Here is a 17,979-nt window from a genome sequence, read left to right on the forward strand (position 1 = left end):
GGTTGGTCGGGCGGATTCCGGCAGCACGCTGCCTGAACTTTGCCACGCGTTGTGAATTGCAAAAACGCAAGAGGCGAAATTCTACGCGCCGCCGCCGCCGCTTGCAAGTCCACCCCTGGCGGAGCCGCCACGGGCGGCGGCCGCGCTTGGCATCGCGGCGGCCCGAGGGGAAAATCGAATCCCCCTACCGCCCCCGGCCACTCGATGACGGCTCCCCGCCTGCATACCCCGCTCGACCGCGCCCTGGTCGAGGCCCAGCGCGCCCTGGAGACGGTGTTCGGCAATCCGCCGGCACAGCGCCCCTACCCGGCCGCGGCCACCGCCGACGTGGTGCTGGCGCCGGACGAACGCCGCCACGCCGCCGGGCTGATGCGCATCAACCATGTCGGCGAGGTCTGCGCGCAGGGCCTGTACTTCGGCCAGGCCGCGGTCGCGCGCGATCCGGCGACCCGCACGCACCTGCTGGAGGCTGCGCAGGAAGAGACCGACCACCTGGCCTGGTGCGCGGCACGGCTGCGCGAACTGGACAGCCGCCCGAGCCTGTTCAATCCGATCTGGTACGCCGGCAGCTATGCGATCGGCACCCTGGCCGGGCTGCGCGGCGACGGCTGGAACCTGGGCTTCGTGGTGGAGACCGAACGCCAGGTCGAGGCGCATCTGGACGAGCACCTGCAGACGCTGCCGCCGGCCGACCTGCGCAGCCGCGACGTCCTGAAGGTGATGAAGGCCGACGAGGCGCGCCATGCCGAGCACGCCGAACAGGCCGGCGCGCGGCGCTTGCCGGCGCCGATTCCGAGCCTGATGGCCGCGGCCTCGCGGCTGATGAAAGCGGTCGCCTACCGGCTCTGAACGCGGCGCGGCACGCGTGCCGCGGACGCTCGCGCTGGCATTGCCGGCGCATTCGGGTTAAAGTGAACGAAAGCTGACTGATTCCACGTCGGCTTGCCCTGTTCCGGCGACCGGCGGTTCCATCCCGGCACCGCCCGTCTCCGCCGCAGCACTGCGCCGAGCCATGCCGCTCGCGCGCGCATTTTCGACCGACATGCCCGCACGCTCCATCCACATTGCCTCGCCACGGACCCGCTGGCTCTCGCGCCTGCTGTTCGCCAGCCTGTTCGCGCTCGGTGGCGGCGCGTTGCTGTACCACCTGCTCGGCGACTACCGCCACGCCAGCGCGATCCTGTCCGACCACTCGGTGGCCACGGTGCCGGTGATCGCCGACGGCGCCTTCGGCGTACATGCCGAGCCGTTGGTGCATTACCGCTTCCACTATGTCTTCGAGAGCAAGGGCCGGCTGCACCGCGGCACGTTCGAGGCCAGCGGCGCCGAGGCCGCGCCGCTGCTGCTCGACGGCGCCACGGTGGAGATCGCCTACGCCAATGCCGACCCGTCGCGCTTCGGCCGCCTCGACCAGCTGCAGCACGCCGGCAACCTCGGCGGCGTGCTGACCCGCCTGGCGATCGCGCTGTCGATCGCCGCGCTGCTGGCCGCAGCCGCGCACCAGGTGCTGATCGGACGCGTGCTCGGCACGCGCCGCCGTCGTCCCGCCGTGGCCTGAGCGGTTTCGGACCGCGCGCGCCGCGCAGGCGCCGCTGCGCCAGCCCACGCGTTAGGGCATGGGCTTGCTTCTCAGGCGGCGAACCCGGCAGCGCTCAGGACTGGACCAGCTTCAGGCCGATCACGCCGGCCACGATCAGCCCGATGCAGGCCAGCCGCGCCGGCGAGGCGCTGTCGCCGAACAGCGCGATGCCCAGCGCCGCGGTGCCCAACGCGCCGATCCCGGTCCAGATCGCATACGCCGTGCCCAGCGGGATGTGCTTCAGCGCCTGGGTCAACAGCCACAGGCTGATGCCGGCGCCGGCCAGCGTGCCCAGCGTCGGCCACAACCGGGTGAAGCCTTCGCTGTACTTGAGTCCGAGCGCGAAGCCGATTTCGAACAGGCCGGCGAGCAGCAGGTAGATCCATGGCATTGTCTGTCTCCGTAGACAAATAAAAACAAAAACGGCCCGATGTCTGCACATCGGGCCGCCGTCGGCAGGGGTCGCAGCGCAAACGCCGCGGGGCGGGCCGTCCCGCCGAATGTGACGTGCTACTCGGCCAGATTGCGACCGTGGAACAGTTCCTCGATCTCGCGCTTGAGCAGCGCCTCGATCCGCATGCGCTCCTTGAACGAGAGGTTCTTGGCCTTTTCCTCGAACAGGTACTGGTCCAGATCGAAGTCCTTCAGGTGCATCTTGGTGTGGAAGATGTTCTCCTGGTAGACGTTGACGTCGAACATCTCGTAACGCGCCTTGATGTTCTTGGCCAGGAAGTTCTGGATCGAATTGATCTTGTGGTCGATGTAGTGCTTCTTGCCCTTCACGTCGCGGGTGAAGCCACGGATGCGGTAATCCATGATCACGATGTCCGATTCCAGCCGCTCGATCAGGTAATTGAGCGCCTTCAGCGGCGAGATCACCCCGCAGGTGGCGACGTCGATGTCGGCGCGGAAGGTCGCGATGCCGTGCTGCGGGTGGGTTTCCGGGTAGGTATGGACGGTGATGTGGCTCTTGTCCATGTGCGCGACCACCGCGTCGGAGATGATCTCCTTGCCGGCCAGCTTCTTGTCGATCACCGGCTCTTCGGAGATCAGGATGGTCACCGAGGCGCCCTGCGGATCGTAGTCCTGGCGCGCGATGTTGAGGATGTTGGCGCCGATGATCTCGGCCACATCGGTGAGGATCTCGGTCAGTCGGTCGGCGTCGTACTGCTCGTCGATGTACTCGATGTAGCGCTGGCGCTCCTCTTCGGAAACCGCGTAGCAGACGTCGTAGATGTTGAAGCTCAACGCCTTGGTGAGGTTGTTGAAACCTTGCAGCCTCAGGCGAGGCAACGGCTTGACCACGGGCGTGAATCCTCTAAAAGATGGATGGGGTAGAAAGGGCAGCAATTATGGGCCAAACGCGCCCGTAGCGAAACGTGGGGATTGGCGCTCGTTTGCCGCAGACAACGCGTCCCGTTAAGCTTCGGGACTCACGTAGTAGCGAAGCCGCCATGAGTCCCGGAAACACCTCCACTGCAACACCTGTGCGCATCGCTCCAAGTCCTCTGACGTTGGACACCGCCACCATCGACCGCTTCCTGGCGCACAGCCATCGGCGTCGCTATCCGGCGCGGACCGACGTGTTCAGGCCCGGCGATCCGGCCGGCACCCTGTACTACGTCGTCAGCGGCTCGGTCAGCATCATCGCCGAGGAAGATGACGACCGCGAGCTGGTGCTGGGCTATTTCGGCAGCGGCGAGTTCGTCGGCGAGATGGGCCTGTTCATCGAATCGGACCAGCGCGAGGTGATCCTGCGCACCCGCACTCCATGCGAACTGGCCGAGATCAGCTACGAACGGCTGCACCAGCTGTTCCTGGGCTCGCTGTCGGCCGATGCGCCGCGGGTGCTGTACGCGATCGGCGTGCAGCTGTCCAAGCGCCTGCTCGACACCTCGCGCAAGGCCAGCCGCCTGGCATTCCTGGACGTCACCGACCGCATCGTGCGTACCCTGCACGACCTGGCGCAGGAGCCGGAGGCGATGAGCCACCCGCAGGGCATGCAGCTGCGCGTCTCGCGGCAGGAGCTGGCGCGGCTGGTCGGCTGCTCGCGCGAGATGGCCGGGCGGGTGCTGAAGAAGCTGCAGGTCGACGGCATCCTGCACGCCCGTGGCAAGACCGTGGTGCTGTACGGCGCGCGCTGAGCGCAAGGCCGCGACCGCGCGCCGCGCTAGCGGCGGCGGTCCACCGCGATGGTTCTGAGCGAGACCTTCTATTGGTTCGTGCTGGTCGGCCTGGCGGCGCAGCTGGTCGATGGCGCGCTGGGCATGGCCTTCGGCCTGGTGTCCTCATCCGTGCTGCTGAGTATGGGCCTGCCGCCGGCGGCGGTCAGCGCCAGCGTGCACAGCGCCGAAGTCTTCACCACCGGCGCCTCGGGCCTGTCGCACCTGGCGCTGGGCAATGTCGACAAGCGCCTGTTCCTGCGCCTGGCGCTGCCGGGCATGGCCGGCGGCATCCTCGGCGCCTATGTACTGACCCAGCTGCCGGGCGATGTGATCCGCCCGTTCGTGCATCTGTATCTGCTCGGCCTGGCGGTGCTGATCCTGTTGCGCGCCGCCGGCCGTGCGCTGCCGCGGCAGCAGGTGCAGCGGGTGCCGCTGCTGGGCTTCGTCGCCGGCCTGCTCGACGCCAGCGGCGGCGGCGGCTGGGGGCCGGTGGCGACCTCGACCCTGCTGGCGCGCGGCGGCCAGGCGCGCACCACGATCGGCACGGTCAATGCCGCCGAATTCCTGGTGACGCTGTCGATCTCGCTGACCTTCCTGCTGACGATGGGCGTCCAGCACCTAGAAATCGTGCTCGGGCTGCTGGTCGGCGGCATGCTGGCCGCGCCGCTGGCGGCGGTGCTGGTCAAGCGGGTGCGCGAACGCTGGGTGCTGGTGGCGGTGGGCCTGCTGGTGCTCGGGATCAGCCTGTACCAGATCGGCAGCACGCTGCATCGCTGGTGGGCTTAGCCCGTTATTGCGGCGAGGCGTCGCCAGCGCGGTCGCGGCAACCCCAGTTCAGGATCGGCGTGCCGGAGGGCAGTTCGCGGCGGAAGCGGGCCACGGCCGAGGCCTTCGGATTGACCACCACCGGCGCCGCGGCGGCCTGCAGCAGCGGCAGGTCGGCGGTGCTGTCGGAGTAGGCGGTGGCGATCTCGCCATAGCCGAGCTCGCGCAGCATGCGCATCTTCTCTTCGTTGTGGCAGTGGCGGGTGGCGGTGACCGCGCCCAGCCGCGGGCCGATCAGGCTGCCGACCACCGGCACGTCCTGGTGGGCGACGAAACCGAGAATGGCGCGTGCCAGTTCCGGCGGCGCGCCGGTGGCGACCACCACCCGGTCGCCGGCGGCGCGGTGCCGGGCGAACACCTCCAGCGCGTGCGGCAGCAGGCGCTGGCGGATCCGCGCCTCGTGCTGCAGCACGTACTGGTCGATCACCCGATTGAACTCGCGGGCGCGGTGCAGGCCGAAGCTGGCGATCCACACGTAGCCGGAGATGCCGGTGCGCCGGGTCGGCAGCATCGCCACCAGCGGCCCCAGCAGCGGCGTGGCCAGCAGCGCGGCAGCCAGGCGCACGGGGTTGCGCCGGATCAGCCAGGCGAACAGGTGGCTGCCCGAATCGCCGTCGTACAGCGTGTGGTCGAAATCGAACACCACCAGCGGCGCATCGGCGCGCGGCGCGGGATAGGCCTCGCTCATGGTTCGAAGAACAGCTGGCGCAGCGCCTCGCCGGGTTCCTCGGCGCGCATGAAGGCTTCGCCGACCAGGAACGCGTGCACGCCGGCCGCGCGCATCGTCGCCACGTCGGCCGGGCCGAGGATGCCGCTCTCGGTGACCAGCAGGCGATCGCGCGGTACCGCGTCCTGCATTGTCAGCGTGGTCTGCAGCGACACCTCGAAGGTGCGCAGGTTGCGGTTGTTGATGCCGATCAGCGGCACCGGCACCTGGATCGCGCGTTCCAGTTCGTCGATGTCGTGCACTTCGACCAGCACGTCCATGCCCAGTTGCAGCGCCAGCGCCGACAGTTCGGCCAGCTGCAGGTCGTCGAGCGCGGAGACGATCAGCAGGATGCAGTCGGCGCCGAGCACGCGCGCCTCATACACCTGGTACGGGTCGATGATGAAGTCCTTGCGCAGCACCGGCAGCGTGCACGCCTCGCGCGCCTGTTGCAGATAGCGGTCGTGACCCTGGAAGAAGTCCTCGTCGGTCAGCACCGACAGGCAGGCGGCGCCGCCGAATTCGTAGCTGACCGCGATATCGGCCGGGTGGAAGTCGGCGCGGATCACGCCCTTGGATGGGCTGGCCTTCTTGACCTCGGCGATCACCGCGGGGTCGCCGGCGGCGATCGCGGCCTGCAGCGCGCGCGCGAAACCGCGCACCGGCGGCGCCGCCTCGGCGCGCGCCATCAGCTCGGACAGCGGCACGCGCGCGCTGCGCGCGGCGATCTCTTCGGCCTTGCGGGCGAGGATGGTGCGGAGGATGTCGCTGCTCATAGGGCTTGGATCCTGGGGGACGGGCATTATCGGTCAAGATGGTGAAGGCCGGAGTATGGGCCGGGATTCGGGATTCGGGATTCGGGATTCGGCCAGCGGCATGGCCGGTTGCCGCCGACAAGCGCACCGCGATGGCCGCCAAGCGCCTCAATGCGTAGATCCGCGTTGGTTCGAGCCTGGCGCCGCAGTCGGCAACGCGGTGACAACCGGGCTTCAGGTAGCGGTCGGCGGCTAGGTGCGCTGGAGTCTGCCGCGTCAGTCCCTGGCCTCGCGTGCGTCGAACTCCTGCCGGTCGGACAATTCGAAGTACAGCACCTCGGACCAGTTGGTGAGTCCCAGCGGCCGCTCGGTGGCGCCGGTGCGCGTGCTGTCGCAGTCGTCGTCGAAGCGCAGGCCGTGGAAGACATCGAGCGGCGGTGCGCCCTGTTCGACAGCCAGGCGGCGCAGCAGGCGCGCCGCCTCGTGGGTGTCGGCCGGCAAGGCTTCGAAGGCCGCACCGACGGCGCGGCAGCGTTCGATCTCCTCCTCGACGCATGCGCGCAGTTCCGCTTCTTCGGCCGCCGACATCATGTCCAGCTCGACGGTCTCCAGCAGCAGGAACGCGTCGCGGTTCTCTTCCAGGAACGCGATCGTTTCGTCCAGCCAGCCCGGCAAGTGCTCGACCGTCGCAGGCGCACGCACCGGCGCCTCGATCGGTGCCGATACCGGCGTCGCCGAGAACATCCGCGCGAGACGCCCCAGCCAGGACACCGGTGGTGGCGCGGCGATCGGCGCCGGAGAGGGCGGTGCGGCAGGCGCAGCCGTCGCCGCGATCACCTTCACGATCTCGGCGAAGCGCCTGACCCGCTCCAGGCCCGGCGCGAACGGACTGCTGATCGCATGCAGGCGCGGGGGTTGGTCTTCGTCCTCGTCTTCGCCCTCGTCGGGCTCCTGATCGCTGGCCTCAACGACATCTTCGTCGTTGTTCTCGTCATCGTCCTCGTCGTCATCCAGGCCTTCCGCCACGAGCGAGGCGCATAGCTGGGGATCGGCCGACATCAGCAGCCGGTACACGAACGGCACGTCGTACGCCCACTCCGAGAGGCTGGCAATGGTCTCGGGCCGGTCGTAGTAGGACGTCGGCCGGTTGCCGAGGCTGTAGAGATAGGATCGGTTGGCCATGCAAATCCTCGTGTCGGGGTGCGCCGCCGATGCGCAGCGGACCGCAGCTTATCGCGCCGGCCAACGTACCGCCCTGCACACGTATCGCCACCGGCACATTCGCTCATCCGCATGACGCGCGAACGACATGGCGCGCACCAAGCCTGCATTGCCGACGGCATGGATGGCCGCGGCGGCGACGCGGCGACCGTTTTGCCGCTCCGTCGCGTTCAGCCGGCAGCGGACGCCGCGTCCTGCAGACCCGCCAAGCGCCGCGTACACGCCACATACGCATCGAGCTTGGCGCGCGCGCGGCCGTCGGCGATCGCCGTGCGTGCCAAGCCGATGCCGGCGCCGATATCGGCCGCCACGCCGGCCACGTACAGCGCCGCGCCGGCGTTGAAGGCGACGATGTCCAGCGCCGGACCGGGCACGTTGTCGAGCACGCCGAGCAGCATCGCCATCGATTCGGCGGCATCGGCGACCTTGAGGTTGCGGCTGGCCGACATGGCGATGCCGAAATCCTCCGGATGCACTTCGTACTCGCGCACTTCGCCGTCGCGCAGTTCGCCGACCAGGGTGCCGGCGCCGAGCGAGAGTTCGTCCATGCCGTCGCGCCCCCACACCACCAGCGCGCGCTCGGCGCCCAGCTCGTGCAGCACGCGCGCCTGGATGCCGACCAGGTCGGGATGGAACACGCCCATCAGGATGTTCGGCGAACCGGCCGGGTTGGTCAGCGGTCCGAGGATGTTGAAGATGGTGCGCACCCCCATCTCGCGCCGTACCGGCGCCACCACCTTCATCGCCGGGTGGTGCACCGGCGCATACATGAAGCCGATGCCGGTGGCGTCCAGGGCCTGCGCCACCTGCTCGGGCTGCAGCTCGATCGCCGCGCCCAGCGCTTCCAGCGCGTCGGCGCTGCCGGACTTGGAGGAGACGCTGCGGTTGCCGTGCTTGGCCACCTTGGCGCCGGCCGCGGCGGCCACGAACATCGCGCAGGTGGAGATGTTGAAGGTGTGCGAGCCGTCGCCGCCGGTGCCGACGATATCGACCATGTGGGTGCGGTCGGCGACCTCGACGGTGCGCGAGAACTCGCGCATCACCGCGGCCGCGCCGGCGATCTCGCCGATCGTCTCCTTCTTCACCCGCAGCCCGGTGAGGATCGCCGCGGTCATCATCGGCGACACTTCGCCGCGCATGATCTGCCGCATCAGCCCGACCATCTCGTCGTGGAAGATCTCGCGGTGCTCGATGGTGCGTTGCAGGGCTTGCTGGGGGGTCAGCGTCATGGCGGTTCCTGGACGTTCAAAGACTGGCGTGCTCGAGGATTTCCTGGCCCATCAGCACGCAGTCGCCTTCGCGCATCCGGTAATAGAGCAGGCGCATGCGGTACTCGCCCTTGTAGACGTAGCCCATCACTTCCAGAACGTCGAAGCGTTGCTTGGCATTGGCCGGATTGGCGATGGACGGCAGCGGCCGGGCCGGGCCCGGCACCTCCGCGCGCTCGTCGTTGCCGACATGGAAATTCAGCAGGCGCCGCGCCTGCGCCACGGCCTGGTCGGCGCACTGCATGGTCGAGGGCACCGCAGCGGCTCGGACCGGCGCCATGGCCAGGATGGCGCTGGCCGCCAACAACAACGACAGGTATCGGTTCATTGCGGACGCTCCAGAAAGTTACGCAGCAAGGCGTGGCCGTGCTCGGTGAGGATGGACTCGGGATGGAACTGCACGCCCTCGACCGGGAACTGGCGGTGACGCAGGCCCATGATCTCTTCCATCGTGCCGTCTTCGTTTTCGGTCCAGGCGGTCACTTCCAGACAGTCCGGTAGCGTGGTCTTCTCCACCACCAGCGAGTGGTAGCGGGTGGCCTCGTAGCGGTCCGGCAGGCCGGCGAACACGCCACGGCCTTCGTGGCGGATGCGCGAGGTCTTGCCGTGCATGATGGTGCCGGCACGCACCACCTGCCCGCCGTAGGCCTGGCCGATGCTCTGGTGACCCAGGCACACGCCGAGGATCGGCGTGCGCTGGCCGAGCCGCTCGATCAGCTGCAGCGACACGCCGGCCTCGTTCGGCGTGCACGGGCCGGGCGAGATCACGATCCGCTCCGGCGCCAGCCGCTCGATCTCGTCCACGCTGAGCGCGTCATTGCGCACCACCTTGACCTCGGCGCCGAGCGCCTGCAGGTACTGCACGAGGTTGTAGGTGAAGCTGTCGTAGTTGTCGAGCATCAGCAGCATGGCAGGGGACTCATTGCGCGATCAGGAAGACCGCATAGACGTTTTCGGAAAGGGTGAGGCTGCCGGCTTCGAGGGATTCGGCGGCACTTTGAGCACGCGACCCGCTCACCGTGACGATGTCGGATCCGCGCGGCTCGGCGATTACTTGCGTCCCGGACGATGGCCAACTCCCGGCCTGGATACCGTAGGCAAAATCCGGCGCCACTTCAGAGATGGTGTACAGGCCGCCGAGGCGCACGCCGTAAGCTTTGGCCAGTGCCTGTGCCGAAATTCGCGTCTGCTCTGCCGCCTGGCGCTTGAGCTCGGCCCGTGCAGCAGCTTCCCCGCTGTAGCTCGGACTGATACCCGACACCTGCAGTTCCTCGCTGGTGCTGAGCTTGCCGAGCAAGCCGCGTACGTCGTCCAGCGAACCGAAGTCGGCGGACAAGGTCCGCTGCACCCGGGTCCCTTCGAAGACTTGCTTGTTGTCTTCGTAGCGCCGCTCTGGCTGGATCGACAGCGTCGTCGCCTGCACGCTGTCGGCGAGCGCATGCTGTTGCTTGAATGCAGCCAGCACGTTCGCCGCATTGGCCTGCACGCGCTTGCGCGCCGCACCCGGGTCGGCATCCACTGCACTCAGCGTGATCTTGACCCCGAAGCGATCCGGCACCACTTCGCGCTGCGCCTCGCCCTTGACCAGCAGGTGCGGCTGCGACGGCAGGCTGTTGACCTGCGCGCTGGCGAACGCCGGCAATGCCAGCAGCACGGCGATGACCCAGCGACCGATCGTGTTCGTTTTCATCCTTGCTCTCCTTGGCGAATGTCAGCCGGCCGCGCGTCGCGCGCCGGGGTACGAAAGCGCGGCGAAATCGCTGCACAGCGCGTCGACCGCCGCGGCCTGCGTGGCCCACGAGGTCACGAAACGGATCACCCAGCGGCCGTCGGCCAGCGCCTGCCAGCGCTCGAAGTCGTAGCGCTGCGCCAAGGCCTCGACGGCGTCGGCCGGCAGCGTCACGAACAGCTGGTTGGTCGGCGAATCCGACGCGAACTGCGCGCCAGCCGCGGCCAGGCCTTCGCGCAGGCGCGCGGCCATGCGGTTGGCATGCGCGGCCAGTTCGTAGAACAGGCCGTCCTCGAACAGCGCGGCGAACTGCGTGCCGAGCACCATGCCCTTGGCCAGCAGCGCGCCGCGCTGCTTGAGCAAGTAGCGGAAATCGGCCTGCAACGCGGGATTGACGATCACCAGCGCCTCGCCGAGCAGCGCGCCGTTCTTGGTGCCGCCGATATAGAACGCATCGGTCAGCGCGGCGACATCGGCCAGGCTCAGGTCGTTGCCCTCGGCGGTCAATGCGCTGCCGATGCGCGCGCCGTCCAGGAACAGCCACAGCCCATGCGCGTCGCAGACGTCGCGCAAGGCCTGCAGCTCATGCTTGCGATAGATGGTGCCGAGCTCGGTGGTGTTGGACACGTACACCAACCGCGGCTGCACCATGTGTTCGTTGCCGTGCTCGGCCAGCAGCGGCGCGATCAGCGCCGGGCTCAGCCGGCCATCGGCCGCCTCCACCGTCAGGACCTTGTGCCCGGTGGCCTCGATCGCGCCGGTCTCGTGCGTGGCGATATGCCCGCTGGCGGCGGCGATCACCGCCTGATGCGGACGCAGAAAGGCGCCGATCGCGGCCAGGTTGGTCTGCGTGCCGCCGACCAGCAGGTGCACGTCGGCGTGCGCGCAGGCGATCTCGCGGCGGATCAGCTGCGCCGCGCGGTCGCTGTGCCGGTCCAGGCCGTAGCCGCCGTTCTGCTCGGCGCTGGCCGCGGCCAGCGCGGCGAGCAGGCGCGGATGCGCGCCTTCGCTGTAGTCGTTGCGGAAGCTGATCCGCGGGCTCGGCGCGGACACGCTCACAGCCCCTTCGCCGCCTCGGCCACCGCGCGGAACAGCGCGCGGCCCTTGTTCATGGTCTCGTCCCATTCCTTCTGCGGATCGGAGTCGTAGACGATGCCGGCGCCGGCCTGCACGTGCAGGCGGCCGTGCTTGATCACCGCGGTGCGGATCGCGATCGCGGTATCGGCATCGCCGTGCCAGCCCAGATAGCCGATGCTGCCGGCATAGACGTTGCGCTTGATCGGCTCCAGTTCGCGGATCACTTCCAGCGCGCGGATCTTCGGCGCGCCGCTGACGGTGCCGGCGGGGAACGTGGCACGCAGCACGTCGGCGTAGCTGAGCCCGGGCAGCAGCGTGCCGGTGACTTCGCTGACGATGTGCATGACGTGGCTGTAGCGCTCGATCACGAAGCGTTCGCCGACCGCGACGGTGCCGGCCTGCGACACGCGGCCGGCGTCGTTGCGGCCCAGGTCGATCAGCATCAGGTGCTCGGCGCGCTCCTTCGGATCGGCCAGCAGCTCCGCTTCCAGCGCCAGGTCCTCTTCCACGGTCTTGCCGCGCGGGCGGGTGCCGGCGATCGGACGCACGGTGACCTGGCCGGCTTCCAGCCGCACCAGGATCTCCGGCGAGGAGCCGACCACCTGAGTGTCGCCGACGTCGAGGAAATACATGTACGGCGACGGATTCAGCGCGCGCAGCGCGCGGTACACGTCCACCGGGCGCGCGCTGAACGGCACGCTCAGGCGCTGGCTCAGCACCACCTGGAAGATGTCGCCGGCGCGGATGTATTCCTTGGACTTCTCCACCGCGGCGATGAAGCCTTCGCGGGTGAAACCGGACACGAAGTCGCTTTCGTCGAGCACGTCGCGCGCCAGCGGTACCGGGTAGCCGGCGCCGGGCTGGCGCAGCGTGGCGGTCAGCGCGTCCAGCCGCGCCTGCGCCTGGTCCCAGGCGTCGGCGTCGCGCGGATCGGCGTGCACGATCAGGTACAGGCGGCCCTTGAGGTTGTCGAAGACCGCGACCTCTTCGGACAGCATCAGCAGGATGTCGGGCGTGTCGAGTTCGTTGCGCTTGTCGCCGCTGGCCAGGCGCGGCTCGATGTAGCCGATGCATTCGAAGCCGAACCAGCCGACCAGGCCGCCGGTGAAGCCGGGCACGCCGTCGAGCTTGGGCACCGAATGCGCCGAGCGCAGCGCTTCGACCTCGGCGAACGGATCGGCGACCTCGCGGCGCTCGATCAGCTCGCCGTGATCGCGCACTTCCAGCGTATGCCCGCTGAAGGTGTACACGCGCCGTACCGGCAGGCCGATGATCGAATAGCGGCCGAAGCGTTCGCCGCCTTCGACCGATTCGAACAGGTAGGTATGCGGGGCGTCGGCGAGCTTGAGATAGACCGACAGCGGCGTGTCCAGGTCGGACAGCACTTCGCGGACGACGGGGATGCGGGTGTGGCCTTCAGCGGCGTAGCGCTGGAACAGCTCGCGGGTGATCAAGACGACTTTCCTTCCGGGACTCGGTGGCGGGGCGGACGACGGCTACAGGCCACCATCGCCACGCACGGCGAGCGGAAGTGAAGGAACGCTGGGTCGTCAGGCTGGACACGGCGGCTACTTTACCGCAACTGCGGCGACTGGCAACGGTTGCAGAAGGGACCATCGGCGCTGCGGTGGATGGGCTGTTGCAGCCTGGAAAGCGAAAGCACTGCTTAGGCTGGATGCAGTCGGGACTGAAGTCCCTCCCACACTGCACCCGGCCGCCGCGCCGCAAGTCCCATTGCGGGAGCGACTGCAGCCTGGAAAGCGAAAACACTGCCTGGGCTGGATGCAGTCGGGACCGAAGTCCCTCCCACAGCGCACCCGACCGCCGCGCCGCAAGCCCCAGTGTGGGAGCGACTTCAGTCGCGACGCGGCACCCCTCCAGGCCAGCGCCCGGCGCGGCCGCTACCCCGCCCGGCCGCGCAGCAACGCCGAATCGGCCGGCAGGTGCATGCGCAGGCGGCCGGCGACGCAATCGATGCGGAAGTGCCGCGAGGTCTCCGGTTCGCCGTCCAAGTTCAAGGTCAGCGGTATGGCCGCGTCGATGCGCACCCACGGCAGCTGCGCGCGCACCGCGACCCGCTCCAGCGCGGCCTGCTTGCCGGAGGTGACCAGCGTGCCCAGGGTCGCGGCGACTTCGCCGCTCATCTCCGGGACGATGGTCAGGTCGAGCAGGCCGTCGTCGAGCAACGCGTCCGGGCACAGCGCCTGGCCGCCGCCGGCCTGGCGTCCGTTGCCCAGGCCGAGCGCGATGAATTCGCCTTCCCAGGCGAAATCCGGCCCCTCGAACCGCGCCTGGATCGGATCGATCTGGCCCAGCTTGCCCATCCCGGTGATCAGGTAGGCCAGGCCGCCGAGCATCTTCTTCAGGCCCTCGTCGGTTTCCACCGTGACCTGGGTGCCGAAGCCGCCGCTGGCGACATTGGCGCACCAGTGCGGCCCGTGCTCGGCCTCGATGCGCAGCAGGTCGATGGCCACCGCCGGCGCCTGCGCGACCAGTTCCAGCGCCGCCAGCGGGGTGTCGGGAATGCCGGCGGCGGTGGCGAAATCGTTGGCCGTGCCCAACGGCACCAGGCCCAGCGCCGGCAGCGCCGCAGCCGCGGCGTCATGGTGCGCGAGGGCGCTGGCCACCTCGCTCAAGGTGCCGTCGCCGCCGGCGGCGACGATGCAGTCGGCGCCGTCGGCCACGGCCTCGGCCACGTAGCGCTCGGCGTCGCCCTCCTCCCAGGTCACCCGCACCTGCAGTCGGATGCCGCGCTCGCGCAGCGCGGACACGGCCTCGCGCAGCGGCTCGTCGCCCGCCGACTTGCCATTGAGGATCAGACGCCAGTGCGGTGCTGCCATGCGGACCTTCCCGAGATCAGGCCTGCAGCCTAGCCGGCGACGGATGCGGACATCGTGAATGCGCGGCGCGCCGGCGCGCGGGCGATGCCCGCCGTGCCCGGAGCGCGCCACGGTGAGACATCGGCCCTGGCCGGCCTGCCGCGAGCGGTCGCTGGCCTAGCGCCCGGCACGCGGCGCGATGTCGGCCGCGCTGTCATACCTGCGTCACCGATCGCCCGGAACATGGAAGGCCATAGCAAGGACGACGGATGGAGGCAGGATCAGCCTCCGATTTCTCCCAGGGGCCGCACTGGCGACAGTGCGGTTCTTTCTTTTGCGCCGCCGCTCAGCCGGCCGCGAACCTGGCCAGCGCCTCGCCCTGCAGGCGGTACACGGTCCATTCGTCCTGTGCCTGCGCGCCGGCGGCCTGGTAAAAATCAATCGCCGGCTGGTTCCAGTCGAGCACCGACCATTCGAAGCGGCCGCAGCCCTCGGCCAGCGCCTGCCGGGCCAGGTGCCGCAGCAAGGCCTTGCCGGCGCCGCTGCCGCGGTGTTCCGGGGCCACGTACAGGTCTTCCAGGTACAGGCCGTTGCGGCCGAGCCAGGTCGAGTAGTTGTAGAAGTACACCGCGTAGCCGATCGGCTGCGCGTCGGCCTCGCAGATCAGCGCGTGCGCGGTGGCGCCGGGGCCGAACAGGCTGGCGCGCAGGCCGGCCTCGTCGGTCTGCACCGCGTCCTCGGCGCGCTCGTAGCGGGCCAGGTCGCGGATCAGGCGCAGGATCAGCGCCGCATCGTCGGCGGTGGCCGGGCGGATGTGCAGCGCGGCCATCTCAGCGCGCCGCCACCGCTGCCCGCATCTGCGCGATCACCGCGGCATAGTCGGGCGCGTTGAAGATGGCCGAGCCGGCGACGAAGGTGTCGGCGCCGGCGGCGGCGATCGCGGCGATGTTGTCGGGCTTGACCCCGCCGTCGATCTCCAGCCGGATCGGCTTGCCGCTGGCGTCGATCCGGGCGCGGATCGCGCGCAGCTTGTCCAGCGCCGACGGGATGAAGGCCTGGCCGCCGAAGCCCGGGTTGACCGACATCACCAGCACCAGGTCCAGGTCGTCGAGCACCCAGTCGAGGATGTCCACCGGCGTGGCCGGATTGAGCACCAGCCCGGCCTTGCAGCCGTGCGACTTGATCAGCTGGATGCTGCGGTGCACGTGGCGGCTGGCCTCGGGGTGGAAGCTGATGAGGCTGGCGCCGGCCTCGGCGAAGTCCGGGATCAGCCGGTCCACCGGCTCGACCATCAGGTGCACGTCGATCGGCGCGGTGACGCCGTGCTTGCGCAGCGCCTGGCACACCATCGGGCCGATGGTCAGGTTGGGCACGTAATGGTTGTCCATCACGTCGAAATGGATCCAGTCGGCGCCGGCTTTGAGGACGTTGTCCACTTCCTCGCCGAGGCGGGCGAAATCGGCGGACAGGATGGACGGGGAGATGATGCAGTCGGACATGGCGAAGGTCTCAGCGCTTGCGCAGGGTGCGGATACGGTCGTAGGCGGTGTTGAGCTGGCTGGCCTTCTTCTCGGCCCGCGCCCGCAGCTCCGGGCTGGCGCCGGCGACCTTGTCGGGGTGGTACTGGGAGATCAGCCGGCGGTAGGCCAGTTCGATCTCGGCGTCGGTGGCGTCGCGGCGCACGCCCAGCTCGCGGTAGGGGTCGTCGCGCTGGCCGAGCTTGAACCAGTCAGCATCGAAGGCGTGCCCGACCAGCAGCCCGAGCACCGCGCCGAACACCGGATTGGGCCGGAACAGCAGCGCCCCGGCGATGGCGCCGAGCAGTTTTCCGTACCAGTGCATGGGCGAGGGCGGGCTCGGCGGACAAGGCCTCGCATTTTACGGCACAGCGGGGCTTTCCGGCCGTACACTACGCGGCCCGCTGTCGAGCCGCGGGCCCGCCGGGTCCCGGGACAGCCGCCATTGCGAAGTCCGTAGGAGTGCCTGTGTCCACCACGCTGTTGCAATCCGATCTGCCCGGCCTGCCGTTGCGTCACCGGGGCAAGGTCCGCGACGTATTCGATATCCCCCGCGACCGCCTGCCTGCCGACGCCCCGCCCGGGGACTACCTGCTGATGGTCGCCACCGACCGTCTGTCCGCGTTCGACGTGGTGCTGCCCGACCCGATTCCCGGCAAGGGCGAGATGCTGTGCCAGGTCTCCAACTTCTGGTTCAAGAAGACCGAGCACCTGATGCCCAACCACCTGACCGGCATCGACGTGGCCGCGGTGCTGCCCGCCGGCGTGGACGCGGCGCTGTACGCCCGGCGCGCGGTGGTGACCAAGAAGCTCAAGCCGGTGCCGGTGGAAGCGATCGCCCGCGGCTACCTGATCGGCAGCGGCTGGAAGGACTACCAGCGCACCGGCAAGGTCAGCGGCATCGAGCTGCCCGACGGCCTGCGCCAGGCCGAGAAGCTGGCCGAACCGATCTTCACCCCCTCGACCAAGGCCGCGGTCGGCGACCACGACGAGAACATCGACTTCGACGCGATGGTGAAGACCGTCGGCGCCGAACTGGCCGAGCGCGTGCGCGACGCCACCCTGCGCATCTACCGCTTCGCCGCCGACTTCGCCGCCGAGCGCGGCATCCTGCTGGCCGACACCAAGTTCGAGTTCGGCACCGACGCCGACGGCCGCCTGTACATCATGGACGAGATGCTGACCCCGGATTCCTCGCGCTACTGGCCGGCCGACGAGTACCAAGTGGGCACCAGCCCGCCGAGCTACGACAAGCAGTTCGTGCGCGACTACCTGGAGACGCTGGACTGGGGCAAGACCGCGCCCGGCCCCAGCCTGCCGCAGGACGTGATCGACCGCACCCGCGCCAAGTACGCCGAGGCGCTGCAGCGGCTGGCGGGGATTTCGATCGACTGAGGTCGGCGATAGCCGCCGGGTGGAGGGGGGGCGCGGGATTGCCCTCCTCTTTACCAATCTGCCGCTCGCGGATAAAGGCTTGCACCGGGTTCGCAGCCCATCTGGGCACGACCGCGAACGCCCGCGTGCCAGGGGCCAGCGGCGCTTCGAGCGCACCCCGCAACGCGATGGATTTCACCGACTTTTTACCCTTCGCTGACGAGACTCACCGTCTGCACGTGGTCATGCCATCCAACAAGATCAGGAGGATCCGTTGGTCATCGTACGCACTCTCTTCGCCACCCTTGGCCTGGCCCTGGCGCTCTCCGCCTGCAAGCCGCAGCAGGACGACCCAACAGCCATCGCATCCCCTGCGCCCACGCCAGCAGTCGCGCCGGCACCGGCGGCGCCTGCCTGTCCGGATGCGGACTTCGATAGCTTCCTCAAGCGTTTCAGCGCCGACATCGCGGTGCAGGAAAAGGCCACGGCTGATCCACTGACGATGATCCGGCTCGATCCGGAGGCCCAACCCGAGCCGAAGCCGGTGACCAGCGCCGTCCCGCTACACGATGTCGAGTGGCCGGTGATTCCGAACTTGGAGGCGGCCCGCAACGGTGGCCGCGAGGTCACCGTCTCCGAGGAAGCCGACGGCCGCCGGGTGCTGGTGCGCACGGCGGACACCGGCGACCAGCAGGTCTACCACTTCGCCCAGCGCCCGTGCTGGACGCTGGTGAAGGTGGACGACCAATCCTTGTGAGCCTATCCGCCGTCCCTGACGGTTTCGTGCTGAACGGTTTCGTACGACGTCTCCCGCGCGGAGACGACATTGAGGCGATCCGATGCGAAGTTCCATCTCCATCCTGCTTGCCCTTGGTTTGACTCCCTGGCTCGGGCTCGCCGCATGCGGTGCCAGGCCTGACGCCGCAGACCGAATCGCCGAGGCA

At 69.0% G+C, this 17,979-nt stretch carries 21 protein-coding genes; 6 read left to right on the forward strand and 15 right to left on the reverse strand.

Annotated features, from left to right (window positions below):
* Positions 1–204 precede the first annotated feature (204 nt).
* Both coq7 and AB8810_RS21535 read left to right on the forward strand, forming a co-directional pair.
* Complete coding sequence (gene coq7, locus AB8810_RS21530) at positions 205–849, forward strand: 2-polyprenyl-3-methyl-6-methoxy-1,4-benzoquinone monooxygenase (RefSeq protein WP_369914837.1); 645 nt, start codon at positions 205–207, stop codon at positions 847–849.
* Between the two features lie 193 nt (positions 850–1,042).
* Positions 1,043–1,558, forward strand: a complete 516-nt coding sequence (locus AB8810_RS21535; protein ID WP_241093113.1) for a hypothetical protein — start codon at positions 1,043–1,045, stop codon at positions 1,556–1,558.
* Positions 1,559–1,652: 94 nt separating this feature from the next.
* Here the strand turns inward: AB8810_RS21535 and AB8810_RS21540 are convergent, their stop codons facing one another.
* Together AB8810_RS21540 and speD are read right to left on the reverse strand one after the other, a co-directional pair.
* The gene (locus AB8810_RS21540) at positions 1,653–1,970 is read right to left on the reverse strand and encodes a multidrug efflux SMR transporter (protein ID WP_003470247.1); all 318 of its coding nucleotides are present in this window, start codon (positions 1,968–1,970) and stop codon (positions 1,653–1,655) included.
* Positions 1,971–2,089: 119 nt separating this feature from the next.
* Positions 2,090–2,884, reverse strand: a complete 795-nt coding sequence (speD, locus tag AB8810_RS21545; RefSeq protein ID WP_003476431.1) for an adenosylmethionine decarboxylase — start codon at positions 2,882–2,884, stop codon at positions 2,090–2,092.
* A 149-nt stretch (positions 2,885–3,033) separates the two neighbouring features.
* Here speD and crp point away from each other — a divergent pair, with 149 nt between their 5' ends.
* Together crp and AB8810_RS21555 are read left to right on the forward strand one after the other, a co-directional pair.
* Positions 3,034–3,723, forward strand: coding sequence for a cAMP-activated global transcriptional regulator CRP (crp, locus tag AB8810_RS21550; RefSeq protein WP_046979198.1), 690 nt, complete (start codon positions 3,034–3,036; stop codon positions 3,721–3,723).
* Between the two features lie 48 nt (positions 3,724–3,771).
* Positions 3,772–4,530: a sulfite exporter TauE/SafE family protein gene (locus AB8810_RS21555; RefSeq protein WP_179569155.1), complete on the forward strand. Its 759-nt coding sequence runs from the start codon at positions 3,772–3,774 to the stop codon at positions 4,528–4,530.
* Positions 4,531–4,534: 4 nt separating this feature from the next.
* On the opposite strand, the gene AB8810_RS21560 is transcribed toward AB8810_RS21555, so the two are convergent.
* From AB8810_RS21560 to AB8810_RS21620, 13 genes are all read right to left on the reverse strand, one after another.
* On the reverse strand, positions 4,535–5,257 hold the full coding sequence (locus tag AB8810_RS21560; protein WP_369914839.1) for a haloacid dehalogenase-like hydrolase: 723 nt from the start codon (positions 5,255–5,257) through the stop codon (positions 4,535–4,537).
* Entirely contained in the window at positions 5,254–6,051 is a 798-nt protein-coding gene (gene trpC, locus AB8810_RS21565) for an indole-3-glycerol phosphate synthase TrpC (RefSeq protein ID WP_369914840.1), read from the reverse strand. Before trpC ends, AB8810_RS21560 begins: the two co-directional genes overlap by 4 nt.
* A gap of 255 nt (positions 6,052–6,306) precedes the next feature.
* Positions 6,307–7,212 (reverse strand): hypothetical protein, encoded by a 906-nt coding sequence (locus AB8810_RS21570; RefSeq protein WP_369914841.1) that lies wholly within the window; start codon positions 7,210–7,212, stop codon positions 6,307–6,309.
* A gap of 209 nt (positions 7,213–7,421) precedes the next feature.
* A complete protein-coding gene (gene trpD, locus AB8810_RS21575; RefSeq protein ID WP_179569163.1) occupies positions 7,422–8,480 on the reverse strand; it encodes an anthranilate phosphoribosyltransferase in 1,059 nt (352 codons plus the stop codon).
* A gap of 16 nt (positions 8,481–8,496) precedes the next feature.
* Complete coding sequence (locus tag AB8810_RS21580; protein WP_179569165.1) at positions 8,497–8,847, reverse strand: hypothetical protein; 351 nt, start codon at positions 8,845–8,847, stop codon at positions 8,497–8,499.
* Positions 8,844–9,428 (reverse strand): aminodeoxychorismate/anthranilate synthase component II, encoded by a 585-nt coding sequence (locus tag AB8810_RS21585; protein WP_179569167.1) that lies wholly within the window; start codon positions 9,426–9,428, stop codon positions 8,844–8,846. Before AB8810_RS21585 ends, AB8810_RS21580 begins: the two co-directional genes overlap by 4 nt.
* A gap of 10 nt (positions 9,429–9,438) precedes the next feature.
* Complete coding sequence (locus tag AB8810_RS21590) at positions 9,439–10,209, reverse strand: SIMPL domain-containing protein (protein WP_369914842.1); 771 nt, start codon at positions 10,207–10,209, stop codon at positions 9,439–9,441.
* Between the two features lie 21 nt (positions 10,210–10,230).
* Entirely contained in the window at positions 10,231–11,301 is a 1,071-nt protein-coding gene (locus AB8810_RS21595; protein WP_369914843.1) for a low specificity L-threonine aldolase, read from the reverse strand.
* Positions 11,302–11,303: 2 nt separating this feature from the next.
* Positions 11,304–12,779 carry an anthranilate synthase component I gene (gene trpE, locus AB8810_RS21600; RefSeq protein WP_206259032.1) on the reverse strand — a complete coding sequence of 492 codons (1,476 nt, stop codon included), beginning with the start codon at positions 12,777–12,779 and terminating at the stop codon, positions 11,304–11,306.
* Positions 12,780–13,226: 447 nt separating this feature from the next.
* Positions 13,227–14,165 carry a lipid kinase YegS gene (gene yegS / locus AB8810_RS21605; RefSeq protein ID WP_369914844.1) on the reverse strand — a complete coding sequence of 313 codons (939 nt, stop codon included), beginning with the start codon at positions 14,163–14,165 and terminating at the stop codon, positions 13,227–13,229.
* 325 nt (positions 14,166–14,490) lie between these two features.
* A complete protein-coding gene (locus AB8810_RS21610) occupies positions 14,491–14,973 on the reverse strand; it encodes a GNAT family N-acetyltransferase (RefSeq protein WP_179569177.1) in 483 nt (160 codons plus the stop codon).
* Position 14,974: 1 nt separating this feature from the next.
* Positions 14,975–15,643 carry a ribulose-phosphate 3-epimerase gene (rpe, locus tag AB8810_RS21615; RefSeq protein ID WP_191826242.1) on the reverse strand — a complete coding sequence of 223 codons (669 nt, stop codon included), beginning with the start codon at positions 15,641–15,643 and terminating at the stop codon, positions 14,975–14,977.
* Between the two features lie 10 nt (positions 15,644–15,653).
* Complete coding sequence (locus AB8810_RS21620) at positions 15,654–15,986, reverse strand: DnaJ family molecular chaperone (RefSeq protein WP_145704749.1); 333 nt, start codon at positions 15,984–15,986, stop codon at positions 15,654–15,656.
* 143 nt (positions 15,987–16,129) lie between these two features.
* Between AB8810_RS21620 and AB8810_RS21625 the strand changes: the two genes are divergently transcribed.
* Entirely contained in the window at positions 16,130–17,056 is a 927-nt protein-coding gene (locus AB8810_RS21625) for a phosphoribosylaminoimidazolesuccinocarboxamide synthase (protein WP_191826241.1), read from the forward strand.
* A 253-nt stretch (positions 17,057–17,309) separates the two neighbouring features.
* Positions 17,310–17,792 carry a hypothetical protein gene (locus AB8810_RS21630; RefSeq protein WP_369914845.1) on the forward strand — a complete coding sequence of 161 codons (483 nt, stop codon included), beginning with the start codon at positions 17,310–17,312 and terminating at the stop codon, positions 17,790–17,792.
* Positions 17,793–17,979 lie beyond the last annotated feature (187 nt).

It is taken from the genome of Xanthomonas sp. NCPPB 3005 (assembly GCF_041228095.2).
Lineage (GTDB): Bacteria > Pseudomonadota > Gammaproteobacteria > Xanthomonadales > Xanthomonadaceae > Xanthomonas_A > Xanthomonas_A bonasiae.